The following is a 24,201-nucleotide window of genomic DNA, read 5'->3' as shown; positions in this document are numbered from 1 at the left end:
TATGCAACCACCCATCAGAGAGTTTCAACCGACTGCGTTGTCTGCCGCAGAGCAGCACGGCGCGATGAAATACCCTGCATAAAAAAACCGGAGATACCATGAATAAGAAGGTTTTCACGCTCACAGCACTGGTTGCCAGCATGATGTTTGGTGCGACTGCACATGCCGCCGATACCCGAATTGGCGTCACTATCTACAAATATGACGACAACTTTATGTCCATGGTGCGTAAGGACATTGAGAGCGAAGCGAAGAAAGTGGGCGGCGTCCAGCTGCTGATGAATGACTCGCAGAATGACCAGTCAAAACAGAACGATCAGATTGACGTACTGATGGCCAAAGGCGTGAAAGCACTGGCGATCAACCTGGTAGACCCGGCTGCTGCTGCGGTGGTGATTGATAAAGCGAAAGCCAACGATGTACCGATTGTGTTCTTCAACAAAGAGCCTAACGCCAAAGTGCTGGCCAGCTATGACAAAGCCTACTACGTGGGTACTGACTCCAAAGAGTCTGGCGTTATCCAGGGCAAACTGATTGAGAAACATTGGAAATCTACCCCGGCATGGGATCTGAATAAAGACGGCGAAATCCAGTTCGTGCTGCTGAAAGGCGAACCGGGCCATCCGGATGCAGAAGCCCGTACTAAATACGTTATCGATACCCTGAACAAAGACGGTATCAAAACTCAGCAGTTAGCCATGGATACCGCCATGTGGGATACCGCACAGGCGAAAGATAAGATGGACGCCTGGTTGTCTGGCCCGAACGCCAAGAAAATCGAAGTGGTGATCGCCAATAACGATGCGATGGCGATGGGTGCGGTTGAAGCGCTGAAAGCACACAACATGACCTCCATCCCGGTGTTTGGTGTTGATGCCCTGCCGGAAGCCCTGGCGCTGGTCAAATCTGGTGCGCTGGCCGGTACCGTGCTGAACGATGCGGAAAACCAGGCAAAAGCCACGCTGGATATGGCGAAAAACCTGGCTGACGGTAAACCTGCCACCGAAGGGACTAACTTCAAGATGGTTGATAAGATCGTCCGTGTTCCTTATGTGCCGGTAGATAAAGAAAATCTGTCTCAGTTTGTGAAGTAATCCGTTCCGGGCGCGGCATTTCGCCGCGCCTTATTGCATCTGACCAACGCTTTTTTTAGCCAGGTAAATTATGGCCAGTGATAATCCGACCACACAGCGTGAATATCTGCTGGAAATGACGAATGTCTCAAAATCATTTCCAGGGGTTAAAGCCTTAGATAATGTGAATTTAAAAGTGCGTCCTCACTCGGTTCACGCATTAATGGGTGAAAACGGTGCCGGGAAATCCACATTATTAAAATGCCTGTTTGGGATTTATAAAAAGGATACGGGGAGCATCCTGTTTCAGGGTGAAGAAATTGATTACAAAAGTTCCAAAGAGGCGCTGGAAAACGGCGTGTCGATGGTGCATCAGGAGTTAAACCTGGTTCTGCAACGCAGCGTGATGGATAACATGTGGCTGGGCCGTTATCCACGCAAAGGCGTGTTTGTTGATCAGGATAAAATGTATCGCGATACCAAAGCGATCTTTGAAGAACTGGATATTGATATTGATCCACGCGATAAAGTGGCCAATCTTTCTGTTTCGCAAATGCAGATGATTGAAATTGCCAAGGCTTTCTCCTATGACGCCAAAATCGTTATTATGGATGAGCCAACCTCATCGCTGACAGAAAAAGAGGTTAATCATCTTTTTACCATTATCCGTAAGTTAAAAGATCGTGGCTGCGGCATCGTGTATATCTCGCATAAGATGGAAGAGATTTTCCAGCTGTGTGATGAAATCACCATTCTGCGTGACGGACAATGGATTGCCACCCAGCCGCTGGAAGGGCTGGATATGGATAAGATCATCGCCATGATGGTGGGGCGTTCGCTTAACCAGCGCTTCCCGGACAAAAGCAACGTGCCGGGCGAAGTGATTCTGGAAGTACGTCATCTGACGTCACTGCGCCAGCCGTCGATTCGCGATATCACATTCGATTTGCATAAAGGTGAAATTCTCGGTATTGCCGGGCTGGTGGGGGCGAAACGTACCGATATTGTCGAGACCCTGTTTGGGATTCGCGAAAAATCGGGTGGTACCATCAAATTGCATGGCAAAGCAATTAACAACCACAGTGCCAACGAAGCGATTAACCACGGTTTTGCCCTGGTAACGGAAGAACGTCGCTCGACCGGTATTTATGCTTACCTTGATATTGGTTTTAACTCGCTTATTTCTAATATCAGAAAGTATAAAAACAATATGGGGCTGTTGGACAATAAACGCATGAAAAGCGACACCCAATGGGTGATTGATGCGATGCGGGTAAAAACGCCTGGCCATCATACCCAAATTGGATCGCTGTCTGGCGGTAACCAGCAAAAGGTCATTATCGGTCGCTGGTTATTAACTCAGCCGGAAATTCTGATGCTGGATGAGCCGACTCGTGGTATTGACGTCGGTGCGAAATTCGAAATTTACCAGCTGATTGCTGAGCTGGCGAAGAAAGAAAAGGGCATCATTATTATCTCTTCTGAAATGCCAGAACTGTTGGGCATTACCGATCGCATTCTGGTGATGAGTAATGGACAGGTAGCGGGCATTGTTGATACTAAAACGACCTCGCAGAATGAAATCCTGCGTTTAGCGTCATTACACCTTTAATGAAGCAAGGGCTTTAACATGAAAGCGACTACTAAAAAGAATGCGCTAACCTGGTTAAAAGAGGGCGGCATTTACGTTGTCCTGTTGGTACTGCTGGCTATTATTATTTTCCAGGATCCGACATTTTTAAGTTTAATGAACCTGAGTAATATTCTGACCCAGTCATCCGTGCGTATTATTATTGCACTTGGTGTCGCCGGGCTAATTGTCACTCAGGGTACCGACCTGTCGGCAGGTCGTCAGGTCGGTCTGGCGGCGGTGGTGGCGGCAACCCTGTTGCAGGCCATGGATAACGCCAACAAGGTGTTCCCGCATCTCGACACCGTACCGATTCCGCTGGTGATCCTCACCGTGTGCGTGATTGGCGGCATCATCGGCCTGGTAAACGGCGTCATCATCGCTTACCTGAAGGTGACCCCGTTTATCACCACCCTCGGTACCATGATCATCGTTTACGGTATTAACTCGCTGTATTACGACTTTGTGGGTGCATCGCCGATCGCCGGTTTTGATGCAGGCTTCTCGAAATTTGCCCAAGGCTTCTTCCGCTTTGGCGATTTCAAACTGTCGTACATCACGTTCTACGCAATTATTGCTATCGTGTTCGTGTGGATTTTGTGGAATAAAACGCGTTTCGGTAAAAACATCTTCGCTATCGGCGGGAACCCGGAAGCCGCCAAAGTCTCTGGCGTAAACGTACCCTTGAACCTGATTCTGGTGTATGCGCTGTCGGGTGTGTTTTATGCCTTCGGTGGGATGCTGGAAGCCGGTCGTATCGGTAGTGCCACCAACAACCTCGGCTTTATGTATGAGCTGGATGCGATCGCGGCCTGTGTGGTCGGTGGTGTCTCGTTTGCCGGTGGTGTCGGTACGGTAGCGGGTGTGGTGACCGGTGTGATCATCTTTACCGTGATCAACTACGGTCTGACCTATATCGGTGTTAACCCTTACTGGCAATACATCATTAAGGGCGGCATCATTATCTTCGCCGTGGCGCTGGACTCACTGAAATACGCGCGTAAGAAGTAATATTTTTGGTTTGAAACGAGGGCTGCAATTTTTTGCAGCCCTTTTTTTATGGCTACAAAAGCGCGATAAATCGCACCGCTACGATGGGGGCATTTATCGCGCGTTATTAAACAATTATTTCTTCAGCTTCTGTTCCAGTTCCAGCAACTGTTCCGGTGTCACCGCCGGATAACTTTGCGCATCGTCCGGCACCTCATGCACCGCCGGGATCGGCACCAGCGGCCCTAAAAAGCGTGGTTCACGCTTCATCAGATAAAGATCCGCCAGCGCGCCGAGGCGCGCACCTACCTCACGGATACGCACTGTCAGCATATTTTTCGGCGAGGGCACTGCATAGCACTGCGCCTGAATCCCCAGATGCTGGGCAATAAACAGCGCACGCTCACAGTGGAAGCGTTGCGTGATAATGATGAAATCGTTGGTATCGAAAACTTTACGCGTGCGCACGATCGAGTCCAGTGTACGAAAGCCAGCATAATCGAGCACGATATCTGCTGGATCGACACCCGCTTTAATCAAATCGCGCCGCATGGTCATCGGTTCGTTGTAACTTTGCAGCGCATTGTCGCCACTTAACAGCAGGTAATTGACCTTGCCGCTGTTGTAAGCATTAAGTGCACCCTGAATTCGATACAGGTAATACTGGTTAATGACGCCGGTGCGGTAATACTTGGCGGTGCCCAGCACCACACCGACCTGGCGATGGGGTAGTGCAGCAACATTTTCATAGATGAAGGGAGCCGTTCTCCAGCTAATCCAGCGATCGAGACCAAGCGCGGTCGCCATCATCAGTAAGATGATGAAAAACAGACCAATGAAAATGCGTTTAATCATGCACGCAGGCACTCGGTTAGCGGAAAAAAGAATGGTTCAAGGCTACTTTAGCCATCAGCGGGAAGCAAGTTAACGCCTGTTGGCTGGCGTTTTTTTAAGCATTGCCGGGCCTGTATCACAGCCCGGCAAGGGAGCTGCATCAGATAGAGGTACGGCGATAGTGACGGTACTGCGGTAGCCAGAAGTTGTTATTTACGGCCAGCGACAGCACATCTTCCGAGGTCACCACGGCAACTCCCGCCAGTTGCGCGGCTTTACCTACTTCCATCGCAATAATTTTCGATACGCCCTGAATATCTTTGATCTCCGGCAGCACCGGGCCTTCGCCGTCATTCACCAGCGGTGAACAATCAGCCAATGCACGGCTGGCGGTCATCAGCATCGAATCGGTAACACGTGAAGCACCTGCGGCAATCACGCCCAGACCAATACCCGGGAATATATAGGAGTTGTTGCACTGCGCAATCGGATAGGTCTTGCCTTTCCAGTTCACCGGTGCAAACGGGCTGCCGGTTGCAACCAGCGCGGCACCGTCGGTCCAGGCGATAATATCGGCCGGGGTCGCTTCGACACGTGAAGTCGGGTTCGACAACGGCATCACAATCGGACGTTTGCAGTGCTTGTTCATCTCACGGATGATCTCTTCAGTGAACAAGCCTGGCTGCCCGGAAACGCCAATCAGGATGTCCGGTTTGGCGTTACGCACCACATCCAGTAGAGAAATGGAGTCACTGGTGATGTCCCAGCCTTGCAGGTTGTCACTCTTCTGTACCAGACGGCTTTGGAAATCGAGCAGGTTCGGCAATTTGTCGGTCAGCAGACCAAAGCGATCAACCATCAGTACACGGGCACGCGCTTCATCGTCGCTCAGTCCTTCCGATTTCATCTGCGCGATAATCTGTTCAGCGATACCACAACCCGCTGAACCTGCACCGAGGAAGACCACTTTCTGTTCACACAGGCGGCTACCTGCGGCACGGCTGGCGGCAATTAACGTTCCCACGGTCACCGCTGCGGTGCCCTGGATATCATCGTTGAAGCAGCAGATTTCATCGCGATAGCGCTCCAGCAACGGCATGGCGTTTTTCTGCGCGAAGTCTTCGAATTGCAGCAGTACTTTAGGCCAGCGACGTTTAACCGCCTGGATAAAGTCATTGACGAATCCTTCGTACTCTTCGCCAGAAATACGTGGATGACGCCAGCCCATGTACAGCGGGTCATTCAGCAATTGCTGGTTATTGGTGCCTACGTCCAGCACTACCGGCAGGGTATAGGCCGGGCTGATGCCGCCACAGGCGGTATACAGTGACAGTTTACCAATCGGAATGCCCATGCCGCCGATGCCGAGGTCGCCGAGACCCAAAATACGCTCGCCGTCAGTGACCACGATCACCTTCACATTCTGCTTGGTGGCGTTTTGCAGCATGTCTTCAATGCGGTCGCGGTTGTTATAGGAAATAAATACGCCGCGTGCGCGACGATAAATTTCGGAGAAGTGTTCACAGGCGGCACCGACCGTCGGGGTGTAAATAATCGGCATCATCTCTTCCAGATGATTGTCCAGCAAACGGTAGAACAGGGTTTCGTTGGTGTCCTGGATATTGCGCAGATAAACGTGCTTGTCGTTATTGTTCTTGAAATCCTGGAATTGACGCCAGGCACGTTCTGCCTGTTCTTCAATGGTTTCAACTGCTTCGGGCAGCAGGCCATTAAGGTTGAATTCATTACGTTCTTCGAGGGAGAAGGCGCTGCCTTTGTTTAACAGCGGAAATTCCAGCAGGATCGGGCCCGCGTAAGGAATATACAGCGGACGTTTACTTTCGTACTCGAGTTCCATGCAATGTTTGCTCCGGTTGCAGTGTTTTCTGGCGTGTCGCCGGGAAAGGTAACGCCAGCCTTTCTTATTGTGAAGTGATTTCTGGCGCCCGATCCTATGAAATTTCCTGCAGATGTACAGCTTTTGTTAATAAAAGGTCACAAAAGCGGTAAAAGGATCACTTAACTGCGATGGCTGACAAGATTTCTGTTGCAAGCGTATGGCACCCCAGTGCCGCCAGGGTGGCGCGCGTGGCATCCTGCTGGCTAAGGGGCGCCGTCTGACACTCTGCCAACACCGCCTGTTGCACGTTCTCCAGCGCCTCGTTATGCATATTCATCAGAATCAGTGCCGCCTGTAACGGTGGCAGGCTGGGATTGAACGCGGCATTTTCGGCATAGCGTCCGGTAAAAATCTGCCCGCTGCGGCTGCGCAGGGCCACGCCGCTGTAGCTTTGGCTGTAAGGCGCATGGCTGTGATTTGCCGCTTCAATCGCGGCTTGTTGCAGGGTGTCGCCGTGTAAAGTAAAGCCGTGATTAACTGGCGTGAGCAGGCGTTCATCAATATTCAGATCCGCCGGGCCAAAAGCGTCCGGCAGATAATGTTCCAGTGTGCTGACTGCCCGACCCGGCAGGCTGATGCGAATGGTGGTGCCGCTGTTGAGTTCATTCATAAACTGACGGCAGTGACCGCAGGGCGTGTAGTTGACGGTGATGGTCTCCAGCCGGGCTTCATCGCGCAGCCATGCATGGGTGATGGCGCTCTGCTCGGCATGTACCGTCTGCTGCAACGGCGCATCGCGGAATTCCATATTGGCCCCGAAATACCAGTTGCCACTGATGCCGCGCGCGATAGCACCTACATTAAAATTCGATACTGGTGCTAACGCACATGACGCTGCCAGCGGCAGCAAGGCGAGGGCAAGGGCATCAGCGTCCAGACCGGTTGCCTGTTGGATTTGCGTCACTTCATGGGCCTGCAATACGCCGTGAAAATCGGCTGCGTCCAGCAAGGGTTGCAGCGCCTGCTGGAGATCGTGTGGCAGGGCAGAGAAAGCGGAAGTGAATCTTGGATGCATGATGGCCTCGTTACCTTGTCAGCGGCAGCACGCCGCCTGAAGGTTTATATGTGATCTGTATCGCTATGACAATGTAAGGCAATTTGCTTGTTTCAACTTTGCGAGATCTCTCGCAAGTTTCATCCCAGCCAGTGCATCAGGACCGGGTACAGGAACGGTGCCAGTAATGAGGTAATAATGCCGCAGATCACCAACGCCAGAGAACTGAAGGCACCCTCCTGATAGTCAATTTCTGCCGCCCGTGCGGTGCCCAGCGCATGCGAGGCATTGCCGATGGCGAGCCCCCGTGATGCCTTGCTTTTTACCTTTAACACATTCAGCAGCATATGGCCGAACACCGCACCCAGCACGCCAGCGATAAGTACGCAGATGGCGCTGATGGCGGGAATGCCATGCAATGAGCCGGAAACCGCCATGGCAATCGGCGTGGTGACCGATTTCGGCATAATGGTGGCAGCGATTTCCGGTGTGGCTCCCAGCCATAAGGCAATGGCTGTACCGGAAATCATGGCAGTCAAACTGCCAATAAAACAGACGCTGATAATGGTTTTCCAGCGTGCGCGGATTTGATGCATCTGCTCATACAACGGCAACGCCAGCGCAACCACGGCCGGTTGTAACAGTTGATTCAGCAGGGCACTGCCTGCGAAGTAACGCGCATAGGGCATATGGGTGAGTAACAAAATAGGGATGACAATCGCCATCGCCACCAGCAGGGGGTTGATGATGGAAATGTTGATTTTCGCCGCCAGCTTGCGAGCCATGAAATAGGCTGCGAGGGTGAGGGGCAGTGACCACCAGATATCACTCATCGTCCGACCCCTTCAACGCTTTCGGGCGTTGCATCCGTTCAGCGCTCAAACTCACCACCACCAACACCAGGAAGGTACTGATCAGACAGGAAACAACAATCGGACCGAATTGGGCAGTCAGGATATCGGTATAGCCCATTACGCCAACGCTGATCGGTACAAACAACAACGCCATGTAGCGAATCATTAAATGGCAGCCGGGTTTGACCCAGTCAACCGGCAAAATTTGCAGTGCCAGCAAGACAAATAATAGCAGCATGCCAATGATGCTACCGGGAATGGTGATCGGGAGAAGGGCAGCAATGCCGATTCCGGCATAAAGAGCAGCGTAAATAATGACAAAGGCACGTAAATAGCGCCAGCAGACAGACAGCACGGTGGGCATGACAGGCTCCTGTTTTCTCAGGGCTTCATCATACGCATTAAGCGCTTAGCGTGCCAGCGATCACATAATGGAGTGTGTAGCCGCGCGATAAATCGCGCGGCTACAGTGGGGAAGAACCGCCCAAGAGGGCGGTTCAGTGTTTTATTTCACCGGCATGCCTGGTTGTGCGCCACTATCCACCGACAACACAAACAGGTCTTTGCCGCCCGGTCCGGCTGACAGCACCATCCCTTCCGATACACCAAAGCGCATCTTACGTGGTGCCAGGTTAGCAACGATGATGGTCATCTTGCCGACCAGTACCGACGGATCCGGATAGGCGGCGCGAATGCCCGAGAAAATCTGGCGCTTCTCACCACCGAGATCCAGCTCCAGGCGTAGCAGTTTATCCGAACCTTCTACCAGCTCGGCCTTCTCGATCAACGCCACGCGCATATCGACTTTGGCGAAATCATCAATGGTGATGGCCTCACCAATCGGTGCATCCGCCAGGGGACCCGTTACAGCCGGTTTGTTGGCTGCAGCAGCGTCTTCTTTTGATGCTTCTACCAACGCGTCAACTTTTGCCATCTCAATGCGGCCGTACAGCGCTTTGAACGGTGCCACGTTGTGATCCAACAACGGTCGCTGGATCGCATCCCAGCTCAGTTCGCTTTGCAGGAAGGCCTCTGCGCGTGCACTCAGCGACGGCAGCACCGGTTTCAGCCAGGTCATCAGTACGCGGAACAGGTTGATACCCATTGAGCAGATGGCTTGCAGGTCAGCATCACGACCTTCCTCTTTCGCCACCACCCACGGGGCCTGCTCATCCACATAACGGTTGGCGAGATCGGCCAGCGCCATGATTTCACGGATCGCGCGGTTATATTCGCGGCTGGCCCAGGCTTCGCCGATCTTCTCAGAGGCATCGACAAAGGTTTGATACAGGGCCGGATCGGCCAGTTCAGCCGACAGTTTTCCACCAAAGCGTTTGGTCAGGAAGCCCGCATTGCGTGACGCCAGGTTCACCACCTTGTTGACGATGTCTGCGTTGACGCGCTGCACGAAATCTTCCAGGTTCAGGTCGATATCGTCGATACGTGACGAGAGCTTCGCTGCATAGTAATAACGCAGGCTGTCGGCATCCAGGTGCTGCAACCAGGTGCTGGCTTTGATAAAGGTGCCGCGTGATTTCGACATCTTCGCACCATTCACCGTCACATAGCCGTGCACGAACAGGTTGGTTGGCTTGCGGTACTGGCTACCTTCCAGCATCGCTGGCCAGAACAGGCTGTGGAAATAGACGATGTCTTTGCCGATAAAGTGATACAGCTCGGTGGTGGAATCTTTCTTCCAGAACTCGTCAAAATCGATATTGCCGCGCTTGTCACACAGGTTTTTAAATGAACCCATATAGCCGATGGGCGCATCAAGCCACACGTAGAAGTATTTACCTGGTGCATCGGGAATTTCGAAGCCGAAATACGGCGCATCGCGCGAGATGTCCCATTGTTGCAGGCCAGATTCGAACCACTCCTGCATTTTGTTCGCCACCTGTTCCTGCAATGCGCCAGAACGGGTCCATGCCTGCAACATTTCGCTGAACGACGGCAGATCAAAGAAGAAGTGCTCGGAATCACGCATCACCGGTGTCGCACCTGAGACCACGGATTTCGGCTCGATCAATTCCGTCGGGCTATAGGTCGCGCCACACACTTCACAGTTGTCGCCATACTGATCCGGCGATTTACATTTCGGGCAGGTGCCTTTGACGAAACGATCGGGCAAAAACATGCCTTTTTCCGGATCGTACAGTTGGGAAATGGTGCGGTTTTTAATGAAGCCGTTCTCTTTCAGACGGCCATAAATCAGCTCCGACAGCTGGCGGTTCTCATCACCGTGCGTCGAGTGATAGTTGTCATAGCTGATGTCGAAGCCGGCAAAGTCGGTTTCGTGCTCCTGCTTCATCTCAGCAATCATCTGCTCAGGCGCAATACCGAGCTGCTGCGCTTTCAGCATGATCGGCGTGCCGTGCGCGTCGTCTGCGCAGATGAAGTAAACCTGATTGCCACGCATTCGCTGGTAACGCACCCAAATGTCTGCCTGGATATGCTCGAGCATGTGGCCGAGATGGATTGATCCGTTCGCGTATGGCAGCGCGCACGTTACCAGAATTTTTTTAGCGACTTGAGTCATAATTTGCGTAGCTTTCTGTAAATGAAAAATCGGGCTTAAGATGTTAACCGAAGCACTCTCTGGGGACAACTACGGTCACATTTAGCGCCCATCTGATATTATTGAAAACACATCGCTGAAATTCAGCGCCAGAATAAAGAGTAAGGAGCGGGGATGACTTCACTATCCCAGGAACAATATTCACCCGAGGCCCTGCGCGCCGTGGTGATGGGCGTGCTGAGTGGTTTTGAACACCCGACATTGCAACACAATCTTACGACGCTGAAAGCGCTGCGCCACGTGGCCTTATTGGATGGCAAACTTCATCTTGAGCTGGTGATGCCTTTCGCCTGGGTCAGCGCGTTCGAAGAGTTAAAAGCACAAACCAGTGGCGAATTGTTGCGGCTGACTCATGCCAGCGCCATTGACTGGCGGCTGCGTCACGATATCGCCACACTGAAGCGGGTGAAGAATCATCCCGGTGCCACCGGAGTGAAAAACATCATTGCCGTCAGCTCTGGTAAAGGGGGGGTGGGCAAATCAAGCACAGCGGTGAATATGGCGCTGGCACTGGCGGCAGAAGGGGCGCGCGTCGGTATCCTGGATGCGGATATTTACGGTCCGTCGATTCCCAATATGCTCGGCACCGAAAACCAACGGCCTACCTCTCCAGACGGCACCCATATGGCACCGATTATGGCGTACGGGCTGGCAACCAACTCCATTGGCTATCTGGTGACGGATGATAACGCGATGGTGTGGCGTGGCCCAATGGCCAGCAAGGCGCTGATGCAGCTGTTGAATGAAACCCTGTGGCCGGATCTGGATTATTTGGTGCTTGATATGCCACCCGGCACTGGCGACATCCAGCTGACGCTGGCGCAAAACGTGCCCGTCACTGGCGCGCTGGTGGTCACTACGCCGCAGGACATTGCGCTGATTGATGCACGTAAAGGGATTGTAATGTTCGAAAAGGTCAACGTGCCGGTACTTGGCGTGGTGGAGAATATGAGCATTCATATTTGTAGCGAATGCGGTCATCATGAGCCGATCTTTGGCACTGGCGGTGCGCAAAAGCTGGCGCAGGACTACAACACCCGTCTGCTGGCCCAGTTGCCACTGCATATTAATTTGCGCGAGGATTTGGATGATGGTGAACCCACGGTGATTCGTCGTCCCAACAGCGAATTTACCCTATTGTATCGTCAACTGGCAGGCCGTGTTGCCGCCCAGCTTTATTGGCAGGGAGAAGTGATCCCCGCTGATATTGCCTTCCGCGCTGTGTGATCGCTTAGGATCCGCTGGTGCGTGTCGCCAGCGGATAGTGCATCAACAGGTATTTCCCCTGTTCGCTTTCACCCTGCGCCACCTTTTGCCAGCCATGTTGCAGATAAAAACGTTGCGCGGGCAGATTCAACAGCAGACATTTCAACGCACCGGTGCCGGTAAAACGCGCCTGTGCCGCTTTCAGCAGCGCACTGCCTACACCCATCCCCTGAAAGGCTGGGTCGACATACAGGCTGTGCAGGAAATTATCATTATCCAGTATCCCGGCAAAACCTGCGCGATGACCATCCACCTCGGCCACCAGCACGGTCTCACCGAGGATCACCCGGTCAAAATCTTCCAATTGCCAGTCATCGCCCTTGAGCCAGGTCCAGTTGGACCGGCGTGCCGCGAGAAATAGCGTGCGCAGAAAAGGACGATCAGCTTCCTGAAAAAATCGAATAAGCACAGATAAACTCCAGCAGGCGATTACCTCAAAAGTAGCAGCGATGCGGTAAAAAGATAAACCACGTTAAATCAAGGTAATTTCTGTGTAGAATGCCGCGGCAGGCCGCATCCTTCGGGCCTTACCGCGTTTGATAGCTTTTGTTTATCCAATTGATAACGGCTGCATATTAGATGTTGGCCCGAAAATTATGTAACCTGCATCACATCTTTTAACGGAGGTCACCCGATGTCTATCATTAACACCAAAATTAAACCGTTCAAAAACGCAGCATTCAAAAACGGCGAATTTATCGACGTAACCGAGAAAGACGTTGAGGGTAAATGGAGTGTTTTCTTCTTCTACCCAGCTGACTTTACCTTCGTTTGCCCGACCGAACTGGGCGACGTGGCTGATCATCACGAAGAATTCCAGAAACTGGGCGTAGATATCTACTCTGTTTCTACCGACACCCACTTTACCCACAAAGCCTGGCACGGTTCTTCTGAAACCATCGCGAAAATCAAATACGCGATGATCGGCGATCCGACTGGCGCACTGACCCGTAACTTCGAAATCATGCGTGAAGCAGAAGGTCTGGCAGATCGCGGTACCTTCATCGTTGACCCGGAAGGTATCATCCAGGCTATCGAAATCACCGCAGAAGGCATTGGTCGTGATGCATCTGACCTGCTGCGTAAAGTGAAAGCGGCTCAGTACGTCGCTTCTCACCCAGGTGAAGTGTGCCCGGCTAAATGGCAAGAAGGCGACGCGACTCTGGCTCCGTCACTGGACCTGGTTGGCAAAATCTAAGCAACCCTCCAGCTCTTCGATTTTTCTCCAATCGGGTGCTACGGCACCCGATTTTTCGACCAGCAACAGGAACTTATTATGCTCGACACCAATTTAAAAACCCAACTCAAGGCGTACCTTGAGAAATTAACGAAACCGGTTGAGTTAATTGCCACACTGGATGATGGCGCCAAATCTACAGAGATTCGGACCCTGCTGGCAGATATCGCGAGCCTGTCTGATAAAGTCAGTTTCCGCGAAGAGAACGATCGTCCGGTACGCAAACCGTCGTTCCTGATTACTAACCCTGGCAGCCACAGCGGACCGCGTTTTGCCGGTTCACCGATGGGCCACGAATTTACTTCACTGGTACTGGCTTTACTCCAGACCGGTGGACACCCTTCCAAAGAAGCGCAAAGCCTGCTGGATCAGGTTGCCACTCTGGAAGGCGAGTTCCATTTCGAAACTTATTATTCTCTGTCATGCCACAACTGCCCGGACGTGGTGCAGGCGCTGAACCTGATGGCGATTCTCAACCCGAACGTCAGCCACACCGCGATTGACGGTGGCATGTTCCAGAATGAAATCACCGATCGCAACGTGATGGGCGTACCGGCTGTTTACCTGAACGGCAAAGAGTTCGGTCAGGGTCGCATGAGCCTGGCGGAGATCGTTGGCAAAGTTGATATCAACGCTGATAAACGCGCAGCGGAAGAACTGAACAAACGTGATGCCTATGAAGTGCTGATCATTGGTAGCGGTCCGGCGGGTGCAGCGGCGGCGATTTACTCGGCGCGTAAAGGCATCCGCACAGGCCTGATGGGTGAGCGTTTTGGTGGTCAGGTGTTGGATACTGTCGACATCGAAAACTACATTTCTGTGCCGAAAACCGAAGGTGCGAAACTGGCCGGTTCGTTGCGTGCTCACGTTGATGATTACGATGTGGATGTTATCGACACGCAGAGCGCGATCAAGCTGATCCCTGCCGCCAAAGAAGGTGGCCTGCATGCGATTGAAACCGCATCCGGCGCAGTGCTGAAATCACGCAGCATTATCCTGGCCACCGGTGCCCGTTGGCGCAACATGGGCGTGCCGGGTGAAGAAGCGTATCGCACCAAAGGCGTAACTTATTGCCCGCACTGTGACGGCCCGTTGTTTAAAGGTAAGCGCACTGCAGTCATCGGCGGGGGTAACTCCGGTGTTGAAGCGGCGATTGACCTTGCAGGTATCGTGGAACATGTAACGCTGCTGGAATTCGCCAGCGAGATGCGTGCTGACAAAGTGTTGCAGGACAAACTGCGCAGCCTGAAAAACGTGGATGTGATCCTTAACGCACAGACCACCGAAGTGAAAGGCGATGGCAGCAAAGTGACCGGCCTGACGTATATTGATCGTAACACTCAGACCAGCCATGAAATTGCCCTCAGCGGCATCTTTGTCCAGATCGGTCTGCTGCCCAATACCACCTGGCTGGAAGGTGCGGTTGAACGCAACCGTATGGGTGAGATTATTATCGATGCCAAATGCGAAACCAGCCTGAAAGGCGTATTCGCTGCGGGCGACTGCACCACGGTGCCGTACAAGCAGATCATCATTGCCAGCGGTGAAGGGGCGAAAGCGTCACTGAGCGCTTTTGATTATCTGATCCGTACTAAACCGGCTGAATAAGTTTTCTTGCGATAGCCACGCAACCGCCCCGCAACCTGTGTTGTGGGGCTTTTTTTATCCCAGCCAGCGGCGCGCTTCCGCATCGCTAATATCGCGATAATAAATACGGTGAATACGTTCGCCACATCCTTTGCAGTGTGCCTGGATATGGGTTGAATGGTAATGACGACCAGAGGGTGAAACTGCGCCTTTACGCGAAACCGTAATATTGCGCCATTTATGTGCATGCGGAATAAAACTGAATAATTTTATTTTCATATTATCTGCCGGAATTATAAGTCATTAGTCCGGAGCGAAATTAGGCCGTTTTTTACCCTGTGGTGATTTGATATTAATCAACTTACAGTGATGTCGATCTCATTTCGTTATTATTTGTTATTTAAAAATAAAAATATAGCAGTCGGTCTGGTTTGTGCCTGCGAACTATTTTGATCTTCGCTATTTTAATTATTTAATTTATCTAACCCTTATTGGTTAATTTATTGCGCTACATCTTTTACTATTTATTATGGAATGAGAGATAATTTGCGCTGGAACAGTTATGGCAGATCTGTTGATTTCTGGCCTGAATTGATCCAGCGCAATTTGATGATTACAGCGCTTCTTCGCGACTTGTCCGCTTACCGTCCGGACTCAGGCTACGAACCATCACCTTGTCGTTAACGGCAACCTCAGGATGCACTTGTGGGTGATAATCCAGCCAGTTGTTGCCGTTATCAAGGCTGTATTGCAGCGGCAAACCGGGTAGGGCGACATTCATTTCCAGCTTACCCTCGACAATTCTTGCACCGGGCACCGGCAGACGGTAATGAATACCGGCCTTATCCATTTTGCCCAGTTCACGTTGTCCCAGCAGGTTGGCAAAGCGTTGCCAGTCGCGATTGAGTTGCCGCTGGTTAACGTGATGGGTTTCGCCGCCTTTAAAGTTGCGGCCTTGCTGATAATCCAGCTCCCAGTTGGCGCGATGCCAGCCCCGCTCGGCCACCGATAACAGACGTGGAAAAATCATATATTCCATCTGCTGATCGGTACGTACGGTTTCACTCCACAACTGGGCAGAGAGGCCATATGCACCACCCCAGGGTTTCTCCGAGGTGGTGGCGAAAGCGTTGCCGTCGCGGTCAACCGAGGTTTCGGCATTTTGCGGTAGATTATCAGGTGCAAAACTGAACATCTTGCGCTCATCACTGAAACGGGTGCCCCAGTAATAGCCGCGTTCCAGCGGATTGACCTCATACGGGAAATCCATGTAGACGTAATCCGGATTGGAGATGATCACATCGTAATTTTTCTGCGTCCAGTCGTTGGCGCTATCGAATCCACCCCAGTACAGGGTATCCCAGAAATTCACGCGGGTGCGGGAAGTGGCAAAGGCCTGGGCGTTGGCCGCGTCTTTCAGTCCATCCTGCCATGCCTGCATCACCGGGATACCGTGCGCTTTCACCAACTGGCTGACCTCCAGCGCGAAGTGGCTCGGCAGATGTTCCAGATCCTGCACCTTGCCGGATTTCACCAGTGCCTGGCAAACCTGAGATTTCGCCCAGGGTTTATCCTCTTTGCTCTGGTCGAGAATGCCTTTACCGGTTTCCGGATTTTTGCTGTCGGTATAACCCGCGCCAAGGCGAATGTTTTTCGCTTCATCGCCGCCAAAATGCCAGGTGGTCAGCGGTTGGCCGGCTTCGCGATGCATCCGCTGGATCTCGCCGATCACCTTATCAACAAAACGCTGGGAAGAGTCGAGGCAAGGATTGAGATAACTGGTGCGATCGTACAGCTGTACTGACGTGGTGTTGGAGGTGTCTGTAGGGTCAACCAGGCGGAATTCGCTTGCCTCACGGGGTTTCCCTGCTTTCATCAGGGTGTTATAGCGTGCTTCCATGGCGATCACTGCGGCACGGGCATGGGCAGGCATATCAATTTCCGGGATGACCTCGATATTGCGTGCCTGGGCGTACCTCACGATGTCGATATAGTCGGCACGGCTGAAATAACCGCTGCCACTATTATCGCTAAATGGACCGGACCCCAGTTGCGGCACCAGGCAGCGTTGCTCGTCCAGATCGTGGCAGCGTTTACTGCCGACGTCGGTCAGCTCCGGCAGACCGGGGATTTCAATGCGCCACCCTTCATCGTCACTCAGATGGAAATGGAACTTGTTCATCTTCCATGCGGCCATCTGGTCCAGCATAGCCAGTACCGCTTCTTTACTGTGGAAGTTACGCGCGACATCGAGGAATGCGCCACGGTAGGCAAAGCGCGGCGCATCCTGTGCTTCCAGGGTGGCGATGACGGGTTTACCTTCAGCGGGCACCAGCGATAACAGCGACATCAGTCCATAGAAAACACCCGCAGCATCATAGCCGATAATATCGGTGCCACGTGGAGTGATGTTTAACTGATAAGCCCCCGACACCGCCTCCTCCCCTCCAAAGTGACGGGTCTCAATGTGTGTCGCTATGTCATAGCCTGTTGGATTCGACTTAATACCCAACAGGGCAAAGCGTTGCTGAACCGCTGCAGCCTGGTTCACCGTCAGGGCATCAAGCCGGAGGGTAACACCCTGGCTCAGATCGACATCAGCGGCATGGATTTTCACTGAGCGTGGTGTAGGCGTAATTTGCCCACGCAGCGAAGCCGCAGCCAGCAGGTTAATATCGGCATTTTTCTCAAAGCGACTGACTGGCTGCATCAGCACGTTTTTGTCTTCTGCGGTACGTTTCCATTGGTCGCCAAACGGCAGCACAAAATCAGTTAAATTTTCTGTGTTGGTGCTGGTGATAATCTTGGGTGATGCGCCTTCTGCGGTGACGTACCAGCGTGGCATCACATCGGTGATAAACAGCTGCCAGTATTCATTAACGATAGGAATCTCCACCGTTGCCCCGGCGGCAAAGCCGGTGAATTTGTCGGTGGGTTCCAGACGGGTTAAATCACCGACGATGTGCGTCATCTTAAACTGGTCGTTATCAACGCGCAGGGTCTCGTGCACGTTGCTCATATAAATTGCCCAGTTTTTGCTGGTAATCGCCGGGCCATGGTTAGTTAGCTTGATCGTTGCCCGGTTACACGATGCCCAGTCAGCGCCAAGCTGGGCGCAATCCACGCCGTGGCTGGCGGCCTGGTTATCCGTGACCTGGTACTGCACGCCAAACTGGCTGATTTGATCCACGACCTGTTGCTGGTTTTGTGGCACGGCACTACAGGCGGTGATGCCCATCATGCTGAGTGCCAGCAGGCTTAACTGAAACTTTTTCATGCGGTTATCCTTATGCATGGATGGCAAATGCGGGTGGCAGCCCACTCAGGGTCAGAAAATGGTAAAGGGTGCGATGACCATAAATTTGATGTCTTTCTCATCCTGAAAGATGTTGCCGTAGCCACCGCTGTAGCTGGGCAGGTTGCTGTGGTTGTCATATTGGGTGTAATGCAATTTAAACTGCGTACCTTTGGCGCGTGTTTCCTGCAAGGTGTACACCAGGTCAAGGCTCCAGGCGGATTCTGTCAGCCGCTGCTGCTGGTTGTATATGGGATTAGTGGAAGGCCTGGCATCCCAGCCATAAGCATAGGAGCCACCCGCTTGCCAGCCTGGCAATTGCCAGTTGCCGAGGTCTACCATCACACCGGCAAACACCGCTTTTTCGCCGTTGGCATTCCAGTCCGAACGTGAATCCCACCATACGTCCATACGGCCATTGGAGCTGGCGTAAGAGGGGGTCATACGTTGTAAAAAGAAGCCCTGATTACCTTCGGCTTTCACCCAAGTACCTTCCAGGCGGAAATCAAATGCACCAAGGGTATAGCCGAGCGTCATCGCCTGTAGCCAGGCTAAACCGTCATAGACGTTATTGACGTTGCCGGTGCCTCCACCTTCGCGATCCTGCGCACCATAAAATTGATAACTGGTGCGTAGCGGTGAACCCGCCAACGGCAGTTGATACGACGCTTTTGCGAAGTATTGGTCCATGTAATCAGCGGCCTGGCCGTACGCCCCCTCCAACACCAGGCTGTTTTTAAAATCGTACTTCGCGCCGAAAGATTGCAGCCACGGAATACTCGTGGTGCCGTCCGCTTTACGGAAGTTGTACATATGCTGATACCAGGGGGCTTTGTAATGATCGGTCCACATCCATGAGAAGGAGAGTGCTCCTGCATCATTAAAATCATAAGTAGTTCCGGCTTCCACTCCCCGATACGTTCCCGGCAGGAAGCTCCAGTGTGGTGCCAGTAGCGTCTGACCGGTGGGTTGCAGATAACCGGCACGCAGCCAGTAATCCTGCCATTGGGTTTTTAGCGCGGCTTTGTACAGGCTGACACCGCTTTTGTCGCCGGTCCATTTTTCATCCCAGCGGTTGCTGGCGTCACTGAAACCAATTTCGTTGGGTGCGGCCGGGCCGCCGTTAGTCAGCTCCAACGCACCAAAAGCAGCGAGGTCAAGACCGATAAAGTTTGCCAGGTAGCCAGACGAAAAATCGAGGCTGGCATTGCCTGTCGCATGATGCAGATTGGCATCATATTGGCCGTACTGACCGTGTTGTGGGTCCATCTCTTTACGATCACGCTGGCGTTGCCAGTAATAGAGGCCACCGGTGAGGGATGAATCATCAATGAAGCCTGCTGCCAGAGCTGGGGCGACAGGGACAAACGATGTGGCGAGCAACGTAGCCGCAATAGCTGAAGATAAAGACGTGCGCACAGTCCGATGCATAATGAATCCTCCGTGATAATTCCAGTTATGATGATGCGTATTTGTAACTGTTACTTCATGTAACCAGTGGTGAGATGCTATTTTTTGCGGCGCGAATTATCAATCTTGTTGAGTACGATTTATGATGCAGAACGCAAAATAAGAATTTTATTGTTTTATATCATATATTTATGTTTGTTGTTTTTTTGGTGATTATTTGTTGCTCAGTCATTAATCCTGCTGATTTACAAAAAAGGTAAGACAACGTTCAGCCATGAAGTGTGGTTGAAAAGTTTTACTCTGTTGTTCTTTGGTATAGTCACTATACCTTGATCTCATCAACCAATTTGGCTAGGATTTTTTCCGGTAGCCAGCATTGTGCTGGCTCCTGGACTTAAGCGGGAGGCGGTACGCTGTCATCGAACTACTAACGTCCTTCGGTAAAGCTAACCAGTTACTCTCCTTAAGAAGCGATAGTCATGTTTTCAGAATTAACCTCAGGAGCTGCAAAATGGCTGATGATTTAAAGAGAAAACAACCGGAAGACAAACGCTTTATTAGTCTCAGTGAAACCTGGGAAGTTGAGTATTGGACGCATACCCTGGAGGTCAGCGCGACACAATTACGCACTGCCGTTGCCAACGTAGGTAATGGCACTGAGAAAGTTAAGCAGTATCTGAATCAGTATCTGCGTAAATAAATTGCCTGTACCCGGTATCTGACTAACCCCGTTCTGCGGGGTTTTTTATTGCTGTAGGTCCGACGGTTTACAGTGCTGAGCAACTCCCTTATGATCCGGTGAGCGACCTGCACGATGGGTACGTTAACGATTTATCAATGACTAGGGGTGCCGTTCACGGCTGAGAAATACCCTTCGAACCTGATCTGGATTAATGCCAGCGTAGGGAAGTCAGATGCCTGACCGCATTCGCCTTCTTGATCGCCGGTTGGGAGCCTTATGAAACAACCTGACCTTCTTTCCCCCGCGCAGCTCGCGCAATCGCTTCAATTACTTCATCAGCATGCACCGTTAGTGCACTGCATGACCAATGACGTGGTGCAGACCTTTACCGCCAATGTGTTGTTGGCGCTGCGGGCCTCACCTGCCATGGTGATCGACGCTGACGAGGCCGCGCAGTTCAGCAGTTTTGCCGATGCGCTGCTGATTAACGTTGGCACCCTGACACGCGAGCGCAGCATCGCCATGCTGGCTGCGGTTGAGGTGGCAAATCGTGCCGCTACCCCCTGGACGCTCGACCCGGTCGCAGTCGGTGCATTAACCCTGCGCACCGAATTTTGCCAGCAACTATTAAATCAGCAACCGGCGGCGATTCGTGGCAATGCGTCGGAGATCCTTGCCCTCGCGAATCAGGCGGCAGGCGGGCGTGGTGTGGACAGTGTGCATCAGGCCGATGCCGCGATCAGTGCCGCACAACAACTGGCACGTGAATACCACAGCATTGTGGCGGTCACCGGAGAAGTGGATTACGTCACCGATGGCCAGCAAACTTTTGCCATCCCCGGTGGTAGTCCGCTGATGACACGCGTGGTGGGGACAGGCTGCGCGTTGTCGGCAGTGGTAGCGGCGTTTGCCAGCCTGCCGGGAGAACGTCTGCAACATGTGGCGGCCGCCTGTCGTGTCATGTCGCTGGCTGGCGAAAGGGCGGCGCGTCAGGCGCCGGGGCCAGGCAGCTTTGTGGCCGCTTTTCTTGATGCGTTGTGGACGCTGGAGGTGGCACCATGAAACGCATCAACGCGTTGACCATTGCCGGAACCGATCCGAGCGGTGGCGCAGGGATTCAGGCTGATCTCAAAGCTTTCTCCGCGCTGGGCGCCTACGGCACCAGCGTGATCACTGCGCTGGTGGCCCAGAATACCTGTGGCGTGCAGTCGGTCTATCGTATCGAACCTGATTTTGTCGGGGCGCAGCTGGATTCGGTACTCGACGATGTGCGTATCGACAGCGCGAAAATCGGCATGCTGGCGGAAACGGCGGTGGTGGAAATTGTTGCTGACAAGCTGAAGCGTGCCAGCCTGCCGTTCGTGGTTTTGGATACCGTGATGATTGCGAAAAGTGGTGATGCTTTGTTGTCACCCGACGCTATCGCCAGTCTGCGCGAGCTGTTGTTGCCACAGGTTTCGCTGATCACGCCAAACTTGCCGGAAGCGGCGGCACTGCTTGGCCGCAGCGTGGCGCAGGATGAGAAGACGATGCTGATGCAGGGTGATGCGTTGCTCGATCTCGGCTGTGAAGCGGTACTGATGAAGGGGGGACATCTGAGTGATGCGGAAAGTCCCGACTGGCTTATCACTCGCAACGGACGCCAGCGTTTTACCGCACCGCGCGTCAACACTCGCCACACGCACGGCACCGGTTGTTCACTGTCGGCCGCGCTGGCGGCATTGCGTCCGCGCCATGATGACTGGGCGGCGACATTGTCCGAGGCCAAAGCGTGGTTGCAACAGGCGCTATTGCATGCGGATTCTCTGGAGGTAGGGAAAGGTATTGGGCCGGTGCACCATTTTCATCGGTGGTGGTAGGGCGTAACGCCGAATTGCCATTTTTTGCCTGCGCATCTGTCTGAAAAATGGAGTCAGCAATTTGCCAGCCTGGCGGATCCCGGTCCAGGCTGTTGGGGGCGAATCGGCAGGTGCCGGTTCCAATCCAGCCATTTATCAGGAGTCAGTATGACGGACATCGTTCAGTTATTGGGCAAAGAAGCGGATAGCCTTCTTCAACATCGCTGTATGACCATTCCAGCGGAAAGCCTTTATTTACCGGGCGCGGATTATGTTGATCGCGTTATGACCGATAACAATCGTTCTCCTGTGGTATTACGTAATATGCAAACGCTGTACAACACCGGCCGCCTGGCGGGCACCGGTTATCTGTCGATTCTGCCAGTGGATCAGGGTGTCGAGCATTCCGCTGGGGCCTCGTTTGCTGCCAATCCCCACTACTTCGACCCGAAAAATATTGTTGAGCTGGCAATTGAAGCGGGCTGCAACTGCGTTGCCTCGACCTATGGCGTACTGGCCTCGGTTGCGCGGCGTTATGCGCACAGAATCCCATTTATGGTGAAGCTGAACCACAATGAGACGCTGAGCTATCCGACGCAATACGACCAGACGCTGTACGCCAGCGTCGAGCAGGCGTTCAATATGGGTGCCATTGCGGTCGGGGCTACCATCTACTTTGGCTCTGAGCAATCGCGTCGGCAGATTGAAGAAATCTCCGCCGCGTTTGAACGTGCGCATGAACTGGGCATGGTGACGGTGCTGTGGGCCTACCTGCGCAATAACGGCTTTAAGAAAGATGGCGTGGATTACCATGCCAGTGCCGATTTAACCGGCCAGGCCAACCATCTGGCCGCCACCATTGGCGCAGATATCGTGAAGCAGAAAATGGCGGAGAATAATGGCGGTTACACCGCAGTGAACTTCGGCCACACCGATGAGCGTGTCTACAGCAAGTTGACCACGGAAAACCCCATCGACCTGGTGCGCTACCAACTGGCAAACTGCTATATGGGCCGTGCCGGGTTAATTAACTCTGGCGGTGCGGCGGCAGGAGCGACCGATGTGGCCGAGTCGGTGCGCACGGCGGTGATTAACAAACGCGCGGGTGGCATGGGGCTGATTCTGGGACGTAAGGCATTCAAGAAATCGCTGAAAGAGGGCGTGGAGTTGATTAATGCGGTGCAGGATGTGTATCTGTCCAAGGATGTGACGATTGCATAATTAAATCCGTAGCGGCGCGATTTATCGCGCAATCCCGTGTGCGATGCCGCAAAAAACAGCGCGATAAATCGCGCCGCTACGGTACATCACGTGGCTTAAGGTGATTCAAACCACTCGCTATTGCGTTCCGCAATCGGCGTGATGGTCATAATCATCTCCTGCAAATGGCGGCGCATCGCTGATTCAGCGGCTTCGACGTCATGCGCCTTCAGTGCCGCATAAATCTCTTCATGTTGTTGAATCAAATTCTCCGGTGGAGAAACTTCACTCAGCGTCAGGAAGCGCACGCGGTCCATGGTCGCTTTGATGTTTTCCACCGTCTCCCAGGCCAGCAGACAGTTAATACTTTCCGCAATCAGGCGATGGAATTCATCGTCGAGGGCCAGAAATGCCTGGCTGTCATGGCGTTCCGCCGCTAAACGTTGCAACTGGAGATTATGCTCCAGCGCCATCAGGGCGACCGGAGCAATCTCCTGCGCGGCTCGGCGTACCACGGCAATTTCCACCGCTTCGCGGATAAAACGGCCATCGGCGACGCGCTGAGCAGAGATCTTACGCACAAAGGTGCCACGCTGCGGCAATACCTGCACCAGGCCGGCTTCAGCCAGCTTAATAAAGGCTTCGCGCACCGGCTGACGTGAGACGTTAAAGCGCGCAGAAACCTCTTTTTCCGACAGCAGCGAGCCAGGATGAATGGCGCAGGTGACGATGTCCCGGCGCAGATAGCGATAAATCTGCTGGTTCACCGGTTCGCTGGTGGTGATGGTATAGGCAATCGACATGCAGCAATATCCGTATTTATGGCTGGTATG

The 24,201-nt window shown here is 52.9% G+C and carries 21 protein-coding genes and 1 riboswitch; of the genes, 10 read left to right on the top strand and 11 right to left on the bottom strand.

The window, feature by feature from the left end; genetic code table 11:
- The first annotated feature begins 98 nt into the window (after positions 1-98).
- The 3 genes from mglB to mglC all read left to right on the top strand — a co-directional run bounded on the left by mglB (position 99) and on the right by mglC (position 3,714).
- Positions 99-1,094: a galactose/glucose ABC transporter substrate-binding protein MglB gene (gene mglB, locus AC6I8W_RS14060; RefSeq protein WP_497835514.1), complete on the top strand. Its 996-nt coding sequence runs from the start codon at positions 99-101 to the stop codon at positions 1,092-1,094.
- A 70-nt stretch (positions 1,095-1,164) separates the two neighbouring features.
- Positions 1,165-2,685 (top strand): galactose/methyl galactoside ABC transporter ATP-binding protein MglA, encoded by a 1,521-nt coding sequence (gene mglA, locus AC6I8W_RS14055; protein ID WP_497835513.1) that lies wholly within the window; start codon positions 1,165-1,167, stop codon positions 2,683-2,685.
- Positions 2,686-2,703: 18 nt separating this feature from the next.
- The gene (gene mglC, locus AC6I8W_RS14050) at positions 2,704-3,714 is read left to right on the top strand and encodes a galactose/methyl galactoside ABC transporter permease MglC (protein WP_013509791.1); all 1,011 of its coding nucleotides are present in this window, start codon (positions 2,704-2,706) and stop codon (positions 3,712-3,714) included.
- A gap of 114 nt (positions 3,715-3,828) precedes the next feature.
- Here mglC and sanA read toward each other — a convergent pair whose 3' ends face one another.
- From sanA to metG, 6 genes are all read right to left on the bottom strand, one after another.
- Entirely contained in the window at positions 3,829-4,548 is a 720-nt protein-coding gene (gene sanA / locus AC6I8W_RS14045; protein WP_497835512.1) for an outer membrane permeability protein SanA, read from the bottom strand.
- A gap of 139 nt (positions 4,549-4,687) precedes the next feature.
- Positions 4,688-6,385, bottom strand: coding sequence for an NAD-dependent malic enzyme (locus tag AC6I8W_RS14040; protein WP_497835511.1), 1,698 nt, complete (start codon positions 6,383-6,385; stop codon positions 4,688-4,690).
- A gap of 157 nt (positions 6,386-6,542) precedes the next feature.
- Entirely contained in the window at positions 6,543-7,442 is a 900-nt protein-coding gene (gene cdd / locus AC6I8W_RS14035; RefSeq protein WP_497835510.1) for a cytidine deaminase, read from the bottom strand.
- A gap of 119 nt (positions 7,443-7,561) precedes the next feature.
- The gene (locus tag AC6I8W_RS14030) at positions 7,562-8,254 is read right to left on the bottom strand and encodes a CidB/LrgB family autolysis modulator (protein WP_497835509.1); all 693 of its coding nucleotides are present in this window, start codon (positions 8,252-8,254) and stop codon (positions 7,562-7,564) included.
- Positions 8,247-8,639, bottom strand: coding sequence for a CidA/LrgA family protein (locus AC6I8W_RS14025; RefSeq protein ID WP_497835508.1), 393 nt, complete (start codon positions 8,637-8,639; stop codon positions 8,247-8,249). Before AC6I8W_RS14025 ends, AC6I8W_RS14030 begins: the two co-directional genes overlap by 8 nt.
- Before the next feature lie 141 nt (positions 8,640-8,780).
- A complete protein-coding gene (gene metG / locus AC6I8W_RS14020) occupies positions 8,781-10,814 on the bottom strand; it encodes a methionine--tRNA ligase (RefSeq protein ID WP_497835507.1) in 2,034 nt (677 codons plus the stop codon).
- A 153-nt stretch (positions 10,815-10,967) separates the two neighbouring features.
- On the opposite strand from metG, the gene apbC reads away from it, so the two are divergent.
- Positions 10,968-12,080, top strand: a complete 1,113-nt coding sequence (apbC, locus tag AC6I8W_RS14015; RefSeq protein ID WP_497835506.1) for an iron-sulfur cluster carrier protein ApbC — start codon at positions 10,968-10,970, stop codon at positions 12,078-12,080.
- Positions 12,081-12,084: 4 nt separating this feature from the next.
- Here the strand turns inward: apbC and AC6I8W_RS14010 are convergent, their stop codons facing one another.
- Positions 12,085-12,528: a GNAT family N-acetyltransferase gene (locus AC6I8W_RS14010; protein WP_497835505.1), complete on the bottom strand. Its 444-nt coding sequence runs from the start codon at positions 12,526-12,528 to the stop codon at positions 12,085-12,087.
- Between the two features lie 225 nt (positions 12,529-12,753).
- On the opposite strand from AC6I8W_RS14010, the gene ahpC reads away from it, so the two are divergent.
- Positions 12,754-13,317: an alkyl hydroperoxide reductase subunit C gene (gene ahpC / locus AC6I8W_RS14005; RefSeq protein WP_013509781.1), complete on the top strand. Its 564-nt coding sequence runs from the start codon at positions 12,754-12,756 to the stop codon at positions 13,315-13,317.
- A gap of 78 nt (positions 13,318-13,395) precedes the next feature.
- Positions 13,396-14,964, top strand: a complete 1,569-nt coding sequence (gene ahpF, locus AC6I8W_RS14000; protein WP_497835504.1) for an alkyl hydroperoxide reductase subunit F — start codon at positions 13,396-13,398, stop codon at positions 14,962-14,964.
- Positions 14,965-15,018: 54 nt separating this feature from the next.
- On the opposite strand, the gene AC6I8W_RS13995 is transcribed toward ahpF, so the two are convergent.
- The 3 genes from AC6I8W_RS13995 to chiP form a co-directional block, all read right to left on the bottom strand.
- A complete protein-coding gene (locus tag AC6I8W_RS13995; protein ID WP_480364568.1) occupies positions 15,019-15,222 on the bottom strand; it encodes a hypothetical protein in 204 nt (67 codons plus the stop codon).
- Positions 15,223-15,556: 334 nt separating this feature from the next.
- Positions 15,557-18,220: a beta-N-acetylhexosaminidase gene (locus AC6I8W_RS13990; protein ID WP_497835503.1), complete on the bottom strand. Its 2,664-nt coding sequence runs from the start codon at positions 18,218-18,220 to the stop codon at positions 15,557-15,559.
- A gap of 51 nt (positions 18,221-18,271) precedes the next feature.
- Complete coding sequence (chiP, locus tag AC6I8W_RS13985; RefSeq protein ID WP_497835502.1) at positions 18,272-19,669, bottom strand: chitoporin ChiP; 1,398 nt, start codon at positions 19,667-19,669, stop codon at positions 18,272-18,274.
- 490 nt (positions 19,670-20,159) lie between these two features.
- Here chiP and AC6I8W_RS13980 point away from each other — a divergent pair, with 490 nt between their 5' ends.
- From AC6I8W_RS13980 to fbaB, 4 genes are all read left to right on the top strand, one after another.
- Positions 20,160-20,348, top strand: coding sequence for a DUF3606 domain-containing protein (locus tag AC6I8W_RS13980; RefSeq protein WP_497835501.1), 189 nt, complete (start codon positions 20,160-20,162; stop codon positions 20,346-20,348).
- A 133-nt stretch (positions 20,349-20,481) separates the two neighbouring features.
- A riboswitch (TPP riboswitch) is annotated at positions 20,482-20,573 on the top strand.
- A gap of 33 nt (positions 20,574-20,606) precedes the next feature.
- Complete coding sequence (gene thiM, locus AC6I8W_RS13975; RefSeq protein ID WP_497835500.1) at positions 20,607-21,392, top strand: hydroxyethylthiazole kinase; 786 nt, start codon at positions 20,607-20,609, stop codon at positions 21,390-21,392.
- A complete protein-coding gene (gene thiD, locus AC6I8W_RS13970; protein WP_480364546.1) occupies positions 21,389-22,189 on the top strand; it encodes a bifunctional hydroxymethylpyrimidine kinase/phosphomethylpyrimidine kinase in 801 nt (266 codons plus the stop codon). The genes thiM and thiD overlap by 4 nt, the downstream gene beginning before the upstream one ends.
- Positions 22,190-22,336: 147 nt before the next feature.
- Positions 22,337-23,389: a class I fructose-bisphosphate aldolase gene (gene fbaB / locus AC6I8W_RS13965; protein ID WP_013509773.1), complete on the top strand. Its 1,053-nt coding sequence runs from the start codon at positions 22,337-22,339 to the stop codon at positions 23,387-23,389.
- A gap of 95 nt (positions 23,390-23,484) precedes the next feature.
- On the opposite strand, the gene AC6I8W_RS13960 is transcribed toward fbaB, so the two are convergent.
- Positions 23,485-24,171 carry a GntR family transcriptional regulator gene (locus AC6I8W_RS13960; protein WP_497835499.1) on the bottom strand — a complete coding sequence of 229 codons (687 nt, stop codon included), beginning with the start codon at positions 24,169-24,171 and terminating at the stop codon, positions 23,485-23,487.
- Between the last annotated feature and the right edge of the window lie 30 nt (positions 24,172-24,201).

It is taken from the genome of Pantoea sp. X-Soil-TKNS-1211 (assembly GCF_059730495.1).
This window is presented reverse-complemented; position numbering and strand designations above follow the sequence as displayed.